Source organism: Spirulina sp. LEGE 11439, from assembly GCF_059821285.1.
In genome coordinates this window covers 15,537-32,066 of record NZ_JCAMRX010000052.1, presented here as the reverse complement: position 1 = coordinate 32,066, position 16,530 = coordinate 15,537, and the positions used below count along the sequence as shown (strand labels likewise).

The window sequence follows — 16,530 nt, the reverse complement described above, 5'->3', positions numbered from 1 at the left end:
CATTTATGTATCATTCAGGATTGCTATATGTCTGTAGCGATTAGTACAATTTAAGATGAATTTACCTTGCTGGATTCTGAGATTTTAGGCGATCGCGAGGAAATTGGCAAAATACTGTCGATATAATTCACAACTGGGAATGGCGCGATCGCCACGTAATTTCACCAAACCAATACTTTCTAAGCGATAGGCCACAATTGGATCGAGTTGTACGGGATCTGGACTGTCAACCACTTGTTTCAAGGCAATTTGTAGATCCCGATGAGGATGCAATGCTGCTAAAAATTCTCGCAAGCGATCGCTATAAATTCCCCCTTGAGTTGGCGCTTCAGCAATTAATCGTTCTAAACTCAAATCTTGGCAAGCTAAATGATATAACGCCAAGCGAACCATTTCTGGATGACAGCTAATTTGAGTGAGCAAAGGCAATAATTTGTTCATCCCAGCTTCTCCTCTAGCCCATGTTAACCCATGACGGAGCGCTAAATCTCGGACTTGCTCCCGGGTAAATTCCGGTAATTTAAGCGATAAACCAATATTAAACGGAGATTGACTCAATTTTAGTGGCACGTAAACATCAGTCGCATGAGCAATAATCCAGCGAATTTGTTGCCAATTGGCAAACTCTTTCCCATCCTCATACCACGTCCGCAATAAAGGTAAGAACTCTCCTGATAAATGAGGATAGGCAAATAATTGATTGACTTCATCGAGAGCGATCGCTAAAGGTCGATCGGTATTTTCAAGTAAATACTCTTCAAAATAAGCCGTACAACTGACCTTACTACCAATATTAATATCCCAAAATTCTTCGATTTTGGGTTCAATTCCCAATTGTCGGCTCACATTCGCACAAAACCAGCGTAAGAAGCGATCCAAACTGGAAAAAACTTCGCGATCGGCGCGGTGCAAACTTAAATTAAGGGGTTGAACTTGATGAGCATGAGCATGGGCTAAAATCCTTCGTAATAAAGAGGTTTTTCCCATATGCTGGGGGGCTTTAATGCGAATGAGGCTGCCGGGTTTTAAAACTTCTCGATAGGCTTGTGCTTCAATGGGCGGGCGTTCGATGTAAAATTTAGAATTGAGGGGAACCGGACCATTCGGACATTCCCAATCTGAGGCTGGCGATCCTTCGCTTTTGGGTTTTTCATTGAATTGATGCGATCGCGCGTAATATCCGAGTACCGCCCGAATATTACTTTTAGAAACCTTGCGATCGAGAACCGTCGAGAGATGCTGCCAGAGTTTAAAACCGACATCGCGAATATAACTGTATTCGTAGTTGCAATGCTCGGCAATTTCTGCATAAGTTTTGCCTTCCCAGACTTGACAAAAAACCATTTCTTGCAGATTATTCAAAGGCGTATCGGGAAGGACGCAATCTAAAATATTTAATGCTTCTTCTGCGGGAATGGGATCGCTCATTGCTTTGATAATGTAGAAAGATATCCTTCAATTAAAAAATCGGTATCAATCTGCGCAACTGTTATATTTTCTAATCGTAGAGCCTCAGTCATTTTCTCGAGTCCCAAATTGCCGACGGGAGAAGGCGCACCACTCCCGCCAATAATTTTAGGGGCAATGAAGGCCATGATTTTTTGTACCGTCCCTTCTGCGATCGCCCGAGCCGCTAAAACTCCCCCGCACTCCCACAATACTCGAGAACAACCGCGATCGTATAAATGCTGCATGGTTGAATCAGGGGTTAACTCGGGCAATTTTACAACCTCAACGCCTTGAGCTTGTAAATATTCTCCCATCAAAGGATTGCTCTGTTCTTCAGTTAATACCAAAGTAGGATTTTCCTCAACCTGCCAAAGATTAGCCTCTCGAGGCAGATCGAGGGTACGACTCATGACCACTCGTAACGGGTTGCGCGAAGATATCCCATGAGTTGTTAAATGAGGATTGTCTCGCCGCACAGTATTTCCTCCCACGATAACCGCATCGGCGATCGCTCTTTCTTGGTGGACGCGGTGGCGCGATCGTGGACTGGTCACCCAAGCACTATGTCCCGTTGTCGCCGCAATTTTCCCATCAAGAGTCATGGCGTATTTCAAAATGCCCCAAGGACGTTGGTAGAGAATGCGATGGCTAAACGCTTCATTCAACTGGCGACAGTCTGATTCCTCTAGCCCCACGATCGTCTCAATTCCCCCTTGACGCAGGCGATCGATCCCACCTCCCGCAACGCGCGGATCGGGATCGACCATCCCCACAAACACCTTAGCAATGTTGGCTTTAATGAGCGCTTCACTACAAGGCGGAGTGCGTCCGTAATGATTGCATGGCTCTAAATTCACATAAAGGGTTGCCCCTGTCGCTAAATCTCTCGCTTGACGCAGGGCAAAAATTTCCGCGTGAGGCTGTCCCGCTTGAGGATGATACCCTTCCCCAATAATTTCACCCTGACGCACGATAACGCAGCCAACGAGAGGGTTGGGAGAAGTATATCCCGCGCCACGACGGGCGAGATGCAAACATCGTTGCATCATGTTGGAATCAAACGGCGAAAAGGTTTGCGTGAGAATCATGGGTCATTGCTCATCGAGAAAAGTGTCATAGCCAGTTGCGGCGCGGGCAAATCCTTCGCTTAGGCTTAAAATATGAGTTTTATTGTTACATTGACATTCATTGTTGTGAAATCTGCTGACTTTTATCCTGCCAAATTAACGCCGCTTTTCGTTCGTATTATCCAAAGTTTTTCCTATGGGGTTGCCCATACTGCTTATCGCTTGAACTTGCAGGTTGCCGATCGCGATCTGGATAAATTAAAAGCGATCGAAGGCGATCGCGCCATCCTTATGCCCAACCATCCCTCTTTTAATGATGCCGTCGTCCTCCATCTCCTCTCGACGCGCCTCGGTCAGTTGTTTAACTACCTCGTCGCCTATGATAACTTTAGCGGTTGGCAAGGGAAATTTTTGCAGCGCATGGGGTGTCATTCTATCAAACGAGGAGTCGGCGATCGCGCCAGTATTGCCTATACTCTCGATCTCCTGCGCCAAAGTACCACCAAACTCGTGATTTTTCCCGAGGGCGGTTGTTCTTATCAAAACGATACTGTTATGCCTTTTCGTCCAGGAGCCGTACAAATGCCCCTGCAAGTTCTCCAAAAACTCGCCAAAAATTCCCCGCAAGTCCCCAATTTCTTTCTCGTTCCCATTAGTATCAAATATCGCTATCGCGACTCCATGACGAGGGCGATCGCTGTGAGTCTCCATGACTTAGAAACTGCCTTAGAAATCATTCCCCAAACCGAGAATTTTTATTCGCGCTTGCGGGCGATCGGGTTGCGAGTCGTCACCAACCTCGAACGAGAATACGCGATCGCCGCGCCGAACTCAACCGAATTCTCCCTCAACCAGCGTATCGAAAACATCAAAACTTATGTTCTGACTCATTGCGAACAAAAGCTAGAGATTACTGCCACTTCCCATCTGCCCCTGCGAGAGCGAGTTTATAAAATTCAGTTTCTCCTCGACTCCCAAAGCGAACCTTTTCCAGATTCAGAAACAATCTATAAAGCAACAGTACGCTTGCTCAACTTTGATGCCATGTACGACGGTTATGTGGCTGCAGCCCCCACCCCTGAACGCTTTTTAGATACATTGACTCGCTTGGAACGGGAAGTTTTTGCGATCGATCGCCCCCAACCCAAAGGCCATCGCCACGCTTGGCTGAAAATTGGCGCTCCTGTCAATCTTAAAGATTATTTACACGCTTATAAACAAGACCGCAGCGAAACCATCGCACAACTCACTCGACAGATCCAACAAGCCGTCCAAGAAAATTTAAACACAATCGTTCAAAAATGGAATGCTCCTTTAGAAAAGTAAATTTGTTAGAATCGTCAAGTCCTTAGCTTCTCGATAAAATAAGCAAGTTAGCCAATATTTTATCATTCTTGCCTTCAAGCAGGTACTACCCTTATGTCTACTGTATTTCTCGGTTTTCAGGAGTATCTTACCTTTACAGAATTGCCAATTTTTTCAGAATGATGACGATTTTGGCATTTTTTGACCTGAAATCACTTATACTCTTATATAAAAATGTTTCTCTCCTCTGCTATTACTGAATTTTAGGTTATTTTTTTGCAACTATATTTCATTAGAATACCTATTTTAAGTTTTTTTTGTTTGAAGTGCATTAGTTATATCTGCCACATTGTGTTGAAAATCTTGCAGGATAATTAAATGAGAAGTTATCACTATCACGTGGGAGGAAGTCTGAGCGATAATTCTCCCAGTTACGTCAAGCGGCATGCCGATAAGGAACTCTACGAAGCCCTCAAACAAGGAGAATTTTGCTACATTCTCAACTCCAGACAAGTCGGGAAATCTTCTCTTTTGGTGCATACCCGCTATCGCCTCGAACGAGAAGGATTTAAATGTGCCAGTCTGGATATGACCAATATCGGCAGTGAAACGATTACTCCGCCTCAATGGTATAAAGGTATCGCCGTTGAATTATGGCGAGGATTTAAACTCTTAAGAAAAGTTAAATTTAAAACATGGTGGGCAGAGCAAGAAGGGATTTCCGTGGTGCAGAAATTGAGTCAATTTATTTCTGAAGTCTTGCTCGAAGAATTGACCGAAGAAAAATTGTTTATTTTTGTCGATGAAATTGATAGTATTCTCAGTTTGAATTTTCCCATTGATGACTTTTTTGCCTTAATTCGTTTCTGCTACAATCAAAGAACGCACGATCCGCGCTACAAGCGTTTGAGTTTTGCCATTTTTGGAGTCGCCACGCCATCGGATCTGATTGCCGATAAAAAGAGAACGCCGTTTAATATTGGCAGAGCGATCGAGTTACAGGGTTTTCGGATCGATGAGATTGGCTCTTTGGTTGCAGGACTAACCAACAATCCCGATCAAGGAAAAATTATTGTTGAAGAAATTTTGCGCTGGACATCCGGACAACCCTTTTTAACGCAAAAGTTATGCCAGATTGTGGTTGAAGTCAGTTGCGATAAAAATGGCAAATATCTTACGATTCCTCCTGGAGCAGAAACCTTCTGGGTGGAAAGTTTGGTCAAATCGAGAATCATTCAAAAATGGGAATCCCAAGATGAACCCGAACACATGAAAACGATTCGCGATCGCATTAGGCGCAATGAAACCAGTAGTTCTCGTTTACTGGGTATTTATCAACAAATTTTACAGGGACGCGAAATTAAAGTCGATGATAGCCGAGAGCATATTGAGTTACTCTTATCGGGTTTAGTGGTTAAATCAGAAGGAATATTAAAAGTCAAAAATCGAATTTATCAAGAAATATTTAACTTAGACTGGGTTGAGAAACAACTGGAAAAGTTGCGCCCTTATTCGGAAGGTTTTAAGGCATGGATCGCCTCAAAACAAAGCGATGAATCGAGATTATTGCGCGGAAAAGCCTTGAAAAACGCCCTCGACTGGTCTCAAGAAAAAAGTTTGAGCGATGTAGATTATCAGTTCTTGAAAGCGAGCCAAGAACTCGATCAACAAGAAATGAAAACACGATTGGAAGCCGATCGCACCCGAGTCATTGAGGCACAATTAATCCGCGATCGCAAAACAGCCAAAATCCAAAGACTGCTACTGGGAGTGACTAGCATGGCCTTCTTCATTGCCTCGATCTTGGGAATTACCGCCTTTTGGCAATACCGTAAAGCGATCGAGAGCGAAAATAAGACCAAAATTAGTGAAATTCAAGCCCTTGTCTCCTCATCAAAAGCCTTGGTTGCGACCGAGAGAAAATTTGATGCCCTCATTGAAGCCACCAAAGCCAGTCAAAGATTGCAAGCTATCGGCGGTGCGGATTCCCAAACCGAGGAGCAAGTCCAAAATGTCCTGCGCCAAGCAATTTATCAAACCAAAGAATATAATCGCCTCTCGGGTCACGAGGCTGGAATTTGGGGGGTAGCCTACTCCTCCGACGGCGAAGCGATCGTCACGGTCAGTAAAGATACAACTGCTAAATTATGGAATACAGAAGGACAATTACTAACGACCTTAAAGACTCATAAAGCCCCGGTTTTAGGGGTTGCCTTTGCCCCCGATGGTCAAGCGATCGCCACAGCTAGCGAGGATAATACCGCCAAACTCTGGACGCGAGAAGGACAATTGCTACAGACCTTAACCGGACATCGGGCTGCGGTTTTAGATGTGGCCTTTTCCCCAGATGGAGAAGCGATCGCCACCGCAGGAGAAGATGCTCTCGTTAAACTCTGGACGCGAGAAGGACAATTGTTGCAGACCTTAAGCGAACATACATCTGCTGTTTGGGATGTGGCCTTTTCTCCAGATGGTCAAATTTTAGCGACAGCCAGCGTCGATAAAACCGTCAAACTCTGGAATCGAGAAGGAGAACTTCTCGATTCTTTCCTCGGTCGCGATGCTTCTTTGTGGGGTGTCGCTTTTTCCCCCGATGGAAAAACTTTAGTGACGACCAGTGCGGATCAAACCGCCCAACTGTGGAACTTGCAAGGAGAGATCCTGACCACCTTCACCGGCCACAAAGCACGAATTTTAAGCGCCGCCTTTTCGCCAAACGGTCAAATCATCGCGACGGCCAGTGAAGATAGTACCATCAAACTCTGGACGCGATCGGGACAATTATTAGAAACATTGACAGGACACGAGGCGGCTGTTTGGGATCTTATTTTTGCTCCCGATGGGAAAACTTTAGTGACAGTTAGTGACGATCGTACTGCCAAACTCTGGAATTTAGAGAACTATTTTTTGACAACGCTAATAGGACACAAAACAGGAGTGCGGAAGGTTGCCTTTGCTCCAGACGGTAAAACGTTGGTGACGGGAAGTGAAGATAGCACGGCCAAAGTGTGGAATCGGAAGGGACGCTTGTTGAACACCCTTATCGGCCACGATGAAGGAATTCTAGGCATCGCCGTGTCCCCTGACAGCCAGACGATCGCCACGTCCAGTGGCGATAAAAGCATCAAATTGTGGCAAGGAGACGACGCGATCCTGACTCTGCTCGGACATGATGCAGCAGTTTGGGGAATTGCTTTTTCTCCGAATGGTGAGATTATCGCCACTTCTAGCGTTGATAAAATTGTCAAACTCTGGACTGTCAAGGGAAATTTACTGGCTTCTTGGAGCGCCCACGATGCCTCAGTTTTAGCCCTTGCCTTTGCTCCAGATGGTCAAACTTTGGCGACCAGTGGTTGGGACGGTATGGTAAAACTTTGGAATCTCAAGGGAGAATTGCTGGCTTCTTGGATTGCTCACGAACTCGGCATAGATTCGCTTGCCTTTGCCTCTGACGGGAAGTCATTGGTCACTGGAGGAGAAGACAATATCGCCAAACTGTGGAGCCCGTCCGGGGAGTTGTTAGCGGAGTTCGTTGGACATCATGGGGCAGTCATGGGAGTTGCCTTTGCCCCTAACAGTCCGGCGATCGCGACGGTCAGTTTAGACAACACGGCTAAATTATGGAGTCGAGAAGGAAAGACGATTGCCACGCTCATCGGTCACAGTGCCACAATATCGGGGGTGGCTTTTTCTGCCGATGGCAAGCTCTTGGCCACTGCCAGCCGGGACAATACCGCCATTCTGTGGAATTTAGAACGTATTCTCAATTTAGATGAATTTACTTATGCTTGCAATTGGATACGAGACTATCTGCGAACCAATACTGAGTTAAAAGCAGAAACTCGGCAGTTGTGCGATCGCGCTTATCAATGAACAAGGGAGAATTGAATGAGTAACTATCATTATCAAGTCGGAGGAAGCCTCCTTGACAATGCGCCAAGTTATGTGGAGCGACGTGCCGATACAGAATTATATGAGGCTCTCAAACAAGGAGAATTTTGCTACGTTCTCAACTCCAGACAAGTCGGGAAATCTTCTCTATTAGTTCGAACCCGCTATCGCCTAGAACGAGAAGGATTTAGATGTGCCAGTATTGACATGACCACAATTGGTAGTGAAAATATTACTCCGACTCAATGGTATAAAGGCATCGCTGTTGAATTGTGGCGGGGATTTCGACTCTTAAGACACATCAGATTAAAGACTTGGTGGGCAGAACAAGAAGATATTTCTCTCGTGCAGAAATTGAGTCAATTTATCTCTGAAGTTCTTTTGCAAGAATTGACTGAGGAAAAAATATTTATTTTTGTCGATGAAATTGATAGTATTCTCAGCCTTAATTTTCCCATTGATGACTTTTTTGCCTTAATTCGCTTTTGCTATAATCAAAGATCCCACGATCCGCGCTACAAACGCATTGTTTTTGCGATTTTTGGAGTGGCGACCCCCTCAGATTTAATTTCAGATCGAAAGAGAACGCCATTTAATATTGGTAAAGCGATTGAACTACAAGGTTTTAAGCGCGACGAAATCGATCCTCTGATAGCAGGATTGACGACAAGAAATGGCAACGAAAAAAAGATCCTCGCAGAAATTTTAAACTGGACATCCGGGCAGCCTTTTTTAACGCAAAAATTATGCCAGATCGCGATTGAAGTCAGTCATAATGAAAGCGGTGAAGTTCTCATGATTCCCCCAGGAGCGGAAAATTTTTGGGTGGAAAGTTTGGTCAAATCGAGAATCATTGAAAAATGGGAATCCCACGACGAACCCGAACATCTGCGAACGATCCGCGATCGCATCAAGCACAATGAAGTTTATAGCGCCCGATTATTGGGAATGTGCCAACAAATTTTACAGGGACGCGACATTAAAGCCGATGACAGCCGAGAGCATATTGAATTACTCTTATCGGGTTTAGTGGTTAAATCGGCAGGAAAATTAAAAATTAAAAATAGAATTTATCAAGAAGTTTTTAACTTAGATTGGGTTGAAAAACAACTGGAAAAATTGCGCCCTTATTCAGAAGTTCTACAAGCATGGAACGCTTCAAAACAAAGCGATGAATCGAGATTATTGCGCGGAACAGCTTTGAAAAATGCCCTCGACTGGTCTCAAGGAAAAAGTTTGAGTGATGTAGATTATCAGTTTTTGAAAGCGAGCCAAGCTTTCGATCGCCAAGAAATGGAAATCCGGCGAGCTGCCGAACGCGCCCGGGTCATTGAGGCACAATTAATCCGCGATCGCAAAACAGCCAAAATACAAAGATTATTGCTAGGGGCAACAAGTATTGCTCTCTTCGGAGCCTCGATTTTAGGCATTACCGCTTTTTTACAGTATCGCAAAGCGATCGAGAGCGAAAGCAGTGCCAGAATTAGCGAAATTCAAGCCCTTGTTTCTTCTGCCAATGCCCTTTTTGCCTCTCAGAAAAAGTTTGATTCGCTGCTCGAAGCGATCAAAGCCACGCAAAGAGTGCAAGCGATCGCGACAGTAGATCCGCAAACGAAACAACAAGTGAAAAATGCCCTGCGCCAAGCGATTTATCGAACCAAAGAATACAATCGCCTTTTGGGTCACGATTCCGGCCTTTGGGGAGTGGCTTATGCTCCCGACGGCGAAGCGATCGCCACCGCCAGCAAAGATACGACAGCTAAGCTGTGGAGCAAGACCGGACAATTGTTGACAACTTTTAGCAGCCACATCGCTCCAGTTTTGGAAATTGCCTTTGCCCCCGATGGTCAAGCGATCGCCACGGCCAGCGAAGATAATACCGCCAAACTTTGGACGCGAGAAGGACAATTGCTGCAGACCTTAACCGGACATCAGGCCGCCGTGTTAGATGTTGCCTTTTCTCCCGACGGAGAAGCGATCGCCACCGCAGCAGAAGATGGTATCGTCAAGCTCTGGACGCGAGAAGGAAAATTACTGCAGACCTTAAGCAACCATACTTCTTCGGTTTGGGGCGTAACTTTTTCCCCTGACAGTAAGATTGTTGCAACGGTCAGTTCGGACAAAACCACCAAACTCTGGAATTTAGAGGGAAAACTGCTGAAGAGCTTCATTGCCCATGATGCTCAGATTTGGGGCGTAACTTTTTCCCCCGACGGTGAAATTTTAGCAACGGTCAGTTCGGATAAAACTACCAAACTCTGGAGCTTAGAAGGAGAGTTACAAGTGACCCTCAAAGGTCACGAATCTAGAGTCCTAGGCGTTGCTTTCTCCCCAGACAATCAAACCTTAGCGACTTCTAGCGAGGACAATACGATTAAGCTTTGGACGCGAGAGGGACAACTGCTCGCTACTCTCACGGGACATGAAGCGGGGGTCTGGGATGTTGCTTTTGCTCCCGATGGAAAAACTTTAGTAACAGTCAGCGATGACAAAACAGCGAAATTTTGGAACTTACAGGAAATGTTTTTGAGAGTACTGACGGGACACGAGGCGGGAGTCTGGGATGTTGCTTTTGTTCCCGACGGGAAAACCTTGGTTACCGGTAGCGATGACGGAACCGCCAAAATTTGGACGCGAGAGGGAAAATTGAAGCAAACCCTCGTCGGACGCGATGGCACGATATTTGGAGTCGCTGTTTCTCCCGACAGCCGTTTTATCGCCACGGTCGGCGGCAATAAAACGGCTCAATTGTGGCTGGAGGGAGAGACAATAGCAACAGCGATCGGTCACAGTAATGATGTTTGGGGGGTCAGTTTTGCCGCCAACGGTCGGATTTTAGCGACTTCTGGTGCCGATAAAACGGCCAAGCTCTGGAATTTGCAGGGAGAATTGCTAACCACTCTCCTCGGTCACGAGGCAACCATTTTAGAACTGGCAGTTTCTCCCGATAGCCAAACCGTAGCGACAGCCAGTTGGGACAGTACCGTAAAACTCTGGAATTTAGAAGGAGAATTACTGAATTCTTGGATCGCTGACGAGCTCGGTACTTCTACTGTTGCTTTTGCCCCGGATAGTCAAGTCTTGATTACGGGTGGAGAAGATAGTATTGCCAAGCTCTGGAATTTGCAGGGAAAATTGTTGGCCACCCTCACCGGACACGATGGAGGCATTGCCGGGACTGCTTTTACCCCGAATGGCAAAACCCTTGCAACAGTGAGTGTGGATGGAACGGTTAAACTCTGGAACCGAGAAGGTCAACTCCTGACGACCCTCACCGGTCATGAGGCTGCCGTCGTCGGCGTAGAGTTTTCTCCCGATGGCAGGACGTTGGCCACTGCCAGTTGGGACAATACCGCCATTCTTTGGGATTTAGAACGCATCCTGAATTTAGATGAATTTACTTATGCTTGCAATTGGATACAAGACTATCTGCGAACCAATACTGAGTTGAAGGCAGAAGATCGGCAGTTGTGCGATCGCGCCGAGCGATAAATCTTGAATGTGAGTTCAAGAATCTCCTGCTAGAACGCTCAAGCGCTTAGCGGTGAGAGTATGTCAAGTTTAAGATGTTAGAATTAGCAAAATATTGAATTCCATTTTGTCCGTCTCGTTTTCATTACATCCTCGTCCTTACATCCTCGTCCTTTCATCTTCAAATTTCCATGACCTTCGATTTGGAATTTCCCGGCACGCCCCTCTCTCCCCATTCTCATTTTTATATCGAGCGACCTCCTATTGAAGAACTCGCCTGTCGGGAAATTCTCAAACCCGGTAGTGTCACTCGCATTAAGGCTCCGAGGAGAATGGGAAAAAGTTCTTTACTGGCGAGAATTCTCGATCGCGCCAGAACAGAAGGGTTTCATACCATTAACATCGATTTTCAGCAAACCGATGAGTCAATTTTTACCTCCATCGATCGCTTTTTGCGCTGGTTTTGTAAAATCATTACTCGCCAATTAAAGCTTGAATCCCTCTTGGATGAATTTTGGGATGAAGATATTGGCAGTAAAGTTAGTTGTACGCTTTATTTTGAGGGCTATTTGCTCGAGGAAATCGAAACACCAATTGTGATTGCGCTCAATGAAGTCAATCGCGTTTTCGAGCATCCCTCCATCGCCCGAGATTTTCTGCCCCTATTACGCTCGTGGCACGAACAGGCCAAGCAAGGAACGGCATTTGAAAAACTCCGATTAGTCGTCGTTCACTCCACAGAAATTTACGTTCCCTTAAATCTCAATCAATCTCCTTTTAATGTGGGCTTACCTATTCAGGTTCCGCAATTTACCCTCGATCAGGTACAAGATTTAGCTTTACTCTATGAATTGGAGTGGGCGGGGTCGGAAACGGGAAAGCAAAACTTGCTAACCCTGATGGAAACCATTGGCGGTCATCCCTATCTGATTCAACTGGCGTTTTACCATCTTCGCCGAGAAACCGCAACCCTAGAAAAGTTATTACGGGAAGCGCCAACAGAAGCTGGAATTTATAGAGGACATTTAAGAGAATTGTGGGGGACGCTCCAAAGAGAATCTCAATTAGCAGAGGCTTATGAGAAAGTGGTTTCCACTCCCGGTCGCGTGCGTTTGGAATCGATCGCCGCCTACAAGCTCTACAGTATGGGTTTAATTGCCTTGGAAGGAAGTGAATGTCATTGTTCGTGCAAACTTTATCGCTTATATTTTAGCGCCCAATTGGGATTGTACGGAGATTATGATATTCCCGACAGTAATTTAGCGGCAATTATTTTTACCGATGTTGTCGGTTCTACCGAAAAAATGGTTGCCGATCAAACCCATTTATTAAACCTCATTCAACGAGATTTCCAACTCATGCGAGATGTTTGTCGGGAATACGATGGTAAAGTTTTAAAATCGATGGGAGATGGTTTATTAATCTATTTTGCCAGTGCCGTTAATGCCGTTGCTTGCGCGATCGCTATGCAAAAATCCTTACGAGAAGCAAGCGATCGCTTAGCCCCCGATGAAGTTCTTTATCACCGCATTGGCATTCATTTAGGGGATGTGTGTTTTAGTGGTGAGGACGTGTTGGGGTTGGGAGTAAATATCGCTGCTCGTTTGCAAAGTAAGGCCGATCCGGGGGGAATTTGTCTGTCTCAAACTGTTTATGATGTGGTTAAAGATCGCTTGAGTTTACAAGTGCAAGACATGGGAGCGCAAGGATTAAAAGGAATTAGTCAACCCGTGCATCTCTATCGCGTGAATCCTTAATTCAAACTATAAATTTCTGCAAAAAATGAATTACTAAAGAGAAAATAGGATTACGATCCCGAGTTCAAAAGTAGTAAGATAACTATTTAAGCCCAGCATCTTCTCAAACTGTTTCAGAGCGATCGCCATGCCCGATTTCCAATCTCCAATTGATGCTGCTCGCAGTGAATCTATTGCAGGTGAAGCGATGAAAACACCATCTTCTCTCACACCATCTGCCCATTCTCTCTCCAATCCTCCTGCTCTAGAATACCCGAACGGACCCGTCCCTCTCGACTCTCTCTTTTATATACCTCGCCCTCCTTTAGAAGAACAGGCATATCATGAGATTCTCAAACCGGGTTGCGTGCTGCGGATTAAAGCACCGAAAGAGATGGGAAAATCCTCCCTTTTAAATCGAATTCTCGCTCGTGCTGAGGCTTTGGGATATTACAAAGTCAGCGTTAATTTTCGACAAATCGATGGCAGCGATCTCAATAAATTTTTACGGGGTTTTTGCACTCAAGTCAGTCGGGGATTAAATTTCAAACCGAACTTAGACGAATATTGGGATGAAGACCTCGGTAGTAAGGTCAACTGCACTTGTTATTTTCAATGGTATTTGCTCGATAATCTCGATCGCCCTGTTGTTTTAGCATTAAATGAAGTCAATTCGCTCTTTGAATACCCTCAACTTGCAGGGGAATTTTTACCCTTATTGCGATCGTGGCATGAGGAAGCCAAACAGTTAGGAGTCTGGCAAAAATTACGCTTAGTGGTGGTTTATTCGACTGAGGTTTACGTCCCTCTCAATATCAATCAATCTCCGTTTAATGTTGGCTTGCCCTTAACCGTCCCAGAATTTACCGTCGAACAAGTAGAAGCTCTCGCCAGCCTACACGGTTTAGATTGGCATGCCGGTCAAACTGAAAGACTCATGGCACTGGTGAGAGGGCATCCCCTCCTCATTCGCTTGGCACTCTACCATCTCGCCTGTCAGAATCCCTCGAGTCCGAAAAATTTAGAGCAGCTTTTAGAAGAGAGTGCCACCGAAGGAGGGATTTACCGCGAACATTTGCGGCGACATTGGTTGAGTTTGCAAGAGAATCAGGAGTTAACCCGTGCCATCGCTTCGGCGATCGCCACAGACTCTCCCATTCCCCTCAAACCCATTCTGGCTTATAAGTTAGAGAGCTTGGGGCTGGTCATGCTCCAAGGCAATAAAATTAGCATCCGCTACGAACTGTATCGCCGTTATTTTCGCCAGCAATTGGCTGAAGCAGAAGAGAATAATTCTCTTTCTCTGGCAACTAACAGCGATCGCTTACTCGAACTCGAACAGCAAAACCAAAAGCTACAAAAGTTACAAAATCTCGATGAATTGACAGGATTGCTCAATCGACGCAGTTTTGAAGAGCGATTGGCAGCAGAATGGCAGCAACTGCTTAACACGGGAATACCCCTCACGATTATTATTTGTAATATTGACTGTTTTAAGATTTTTAATGATGTCCACGGTCTTACCGAGGGCGATAAGTGCTTGCAATTAATTGCCGGAGTCTTGGAGGCAGGAATTGACCTTCCCGCAACCGCGATCGCTCGTTATAGTGGCGATGAGTTTATTGTCCTCCTCCCTCAAACTGATGGGAGTTTAGCCTTGGTATTTGCCGAACAAATGCAACAGCAAATTGAAATGTTAGGTATTTCGATTGATACTGATAAATATGGCGGTTTTGCTAAAGATATCGTGACAGTGAGCCTCGGAATTGCCAGTACGATTCCGAATGAAGAAATCCCGGCCTCGACCTTAATTAACGCTGCCAGCGAAGCCTTATTTCAATCCAAACGTAATGGAGGCGATTGCATTTCTCTGAGTTCTACATTGAATTTTTGTTTTGATAATGAGGAGTAGATTCAATCGCTAAAAATCTTGAATCGTATATTTGAACTCAACAATAAAAGAGATAAGAATTCTCTCAAAAACCTAGCTTCGTGTCGGCGATCGCCCTGAAAAAGGATGCCAACATCTTGATAATGGGGACATCGATAATCGATAATTGAGAATTGGTAATCGAAAAATGAACAAAGAAGAATGATTCACGACATTTTCATGCCCGCACTGAGTTCCACCATGACCGAAGGGAAAATCGTCTCTTGGGTCAAATCCCCCGGGGATAAGGTAGAAAAAGGGGAAACCGTTGTCGTGGTGGAGTCGGATAAAGCAGATATGGACGTGGAATCGTTCTATTCGGGTTATCTGGCCACCATCTTAGTCGAAGCCGGACAAGAAGCCCCCGTGGGTAGCGCGATCGCCCTCCTCGCGGAAACTGAAGCCGAGATCGAACAAGCTAAGCAAAATGTTCCGGCTGCTTCGAGTCCCTCCCCCAACCCGCCATCCCAACCCGCCCCAGTTGCCCCTCAAAGCGTTCCTCAGCCGCAAGTTAGCGAAGCGCCGGCACCGGCAGTCAGTAGCCGCAATGGTAGAATTGTCGCCTCTCCTCGCGCCCGCAAATTAGCCAAAACCCTGAAAGTCGATTTGGCAACCCTGCAAGGAAGCGGTCCCTACGGACGCATCACCGCCGAAGATGTAGAGATAGCAACGGGTCAAACCCCCACCACGGCTTTAGTCACCACCCCCGCCGTAACGACTGTGGCCAAAGCTCCCCCCCCTTCTCCGCAACCCGTTCATGTTCCGGCAGCAACAACCCCCGGGGAAACCAAACCCATGAATACTCTGCAAAAGGCGGTGGTGAAAAATATGCTGGCGAGTGTGGGGGTTCCCGATTTTCACGTGGGCTATACCATTACGACGGATGAGTTGGATAAACTCTATAAAAAAATTAAACCCAAGGGTGTGACCATGACGGCCTTGCTGGCCAAAGCGGTTGCAATGGCACTGAAAAAACACCCCATTGTCAATGCGGCTTATACCCAAGACGCGATCGCGTATCCCAGTGGGATTAATATTTCCGTTGCGGTTGCCATGCCAGATGGCGGACTCATTACCCCTGTTTTAAAAGATGCGGACAAACAGGATATTTATTCCCTTTCTCGCAATTGGAAAGGGTTAGTCGATCGCGCCCGCGCCAAACAGTTACAACCGGATGAATACAATAGCGGCACCTTTACCCTTTCTAACTTGGGAATGTTTGGAGTCGATCGCTTTGATGCCATTCTTCCTGCGGGACAAGGGGCAATTTTAGCGATCGGTGCTTCTCGTCCCCAAGTGGTGGCAACCTCGGACGGTTTGTTAGGCGTTAAACGTCAGATGCAGGTGAATTTAACTTGCGATCACCGCGTCATTTACGGTGCCGATGCTGCCGCATTCTTACAAGATTTGGCGAAGTTAATCGAAACTGACGTTCAATCCTTAACGATGTAAAAAGCAACAAAAAGAGAGATGTCAAAGTCTCCTTTTTTAAGAGAGTCCCCCTTTTTAAGGGGGATTTTAGAGACGTTGAATCAAGCTAGACCGATAACTAGCGACTTAAACAAGCAAAGGAAATGAATAATTCAGATCCATTCTGGCTAATTGGCGGAATTTTAATTTTGCTTCTCTATTTACTTTTTTCTGGACTGACAGAAATGGGAACGAAATGGCCTTGGCAAAA

Annotated in this window: 8 protein-coding genes; 6 read left to right on the top strand and 2 right to left on the bottom strand. The window is 45.7% G+C overall.

Features of this window, described 5'->3' with window-relative positions:
* Nucleotides 1-84 precede the first annotated feature (84 nt).
* The gene (locus AC6RV6_RS24475) at nt 85-1,428 is read right to left on the bottom strand and encodes an AAA-like domain-containing protein (RefSeq protein ID WP_500243506.1); all 1,344 of its coding nucleotides are present in this window, start codon (nt 1,426-1,428) and stop codon (nt 85-87) included.
* On the bottom strand, nt 1,425-2,537 hold the full coding sequence (ribD, locus tag AC6RV6_RS24470) for a bifunctional diaminohydroxyphosphoribosylaminopyrimidine deaminase/5-amino-6-(5-phosphoribosylamino)uracil reductase RibD (protein ID WP_500243505.1): 1,113 nt from the start codon (nt 2,535-2,537) through the stop codon (nt 1,425-1,427). The genes AC6RV6_RS24475 and ribD overlap by 4 nt, the downstream gene beginning before the upstream one ends.
* Nucleotides 2,538-2,642: 105 nt before the next feature.
* Between ribD and AC6RV6_RS24465 the strand changes: the two genes are divergently transcribed.
* The 6 genes from AC6RV6_RS24465 (at nt 2,643) to AC6RV6_RS24440 (ending at nt 16,301) form a co-directional block, all read left to right on the top strand.
* Nucleotides 2,643-3,842: a 1-acyl-sn-glycerol-3-phosphate acyltransferase gene (locus AC6RV6_RS24465; RefSeq protein WP_500243504.1), complete on the top strand. Its 1,200-nt coding sequence runs from the start codon at nt 2,643-2,645 to the stop codon at nt 3,840-3,842.
* Nucleotides 3,843-4,199: 357 nt separating this feature from the next.
* Nucleotides 4,200-7,694 carry an AAA-like domain-containing protein gene (locus AC6RV6_RS24460; protein WP_500243503.1) on the top strand — a complete coding sequence of 1,165 codons (3,495 nt, stop codon included), beginning with the start codon at nt 4,200-4,202 and terminating at the stop codon, nt 7,692-7,694.
* 15 nt (nt 7,695-7,709) lie between these two features.
* Nucleotides 7,710-11,204, top strand: a complete 3,495-nt coding sequence (locus tag AC6RV6_RS24455; RefSeq protein WP_500243502.1) for an AAA-like domain-containing protein — start codon at nt 7,710-7,712, stop codon at nt 11,202-11,204.
* A gap of 170 nt (nt 11,205-11,374) precedes the next feature.
* A complete protein-coding gene (locus tag AC6RV6_RS24450) occupies nt 11,375-12,940 on the top strand; it encodes an AAA-like domain-containing protein (RefSeq protein ID WP_500243501.1) in 1,566 nt (521 codons plus the stop codon).
* Nucleotides 12,941-13,067: 127 nt separating this feature from the next.
* Nucleotides 13,068-14,831 (top strand): AAA-like domain-containing protein, encoded by a 1,764-nt coding sequence (locus AC6RV6_RS24445; protein ID WP_500243500.1) that lies wholly within the window; start codon nt 13,068-13,070, stop codon nt 14,829-14,831.
* A 180-nt stretch (nt 14,832-15,011) separates the two neighbouring features.
* Complete coding sequence (locus tag AC6RV6_RS24440; RefSeq protein ID WP_500243499.1) at nt 15,012-16,301, top strand: dihydrolipoamide acetyltransferase family protein; 1,290 nt, start codon at nt 15,012-15,014, stop codon at nt 16,299-16,301.
* The last annotated feature ends 229 nt before the right edge of the window (nt 16,302-16,530 follow it).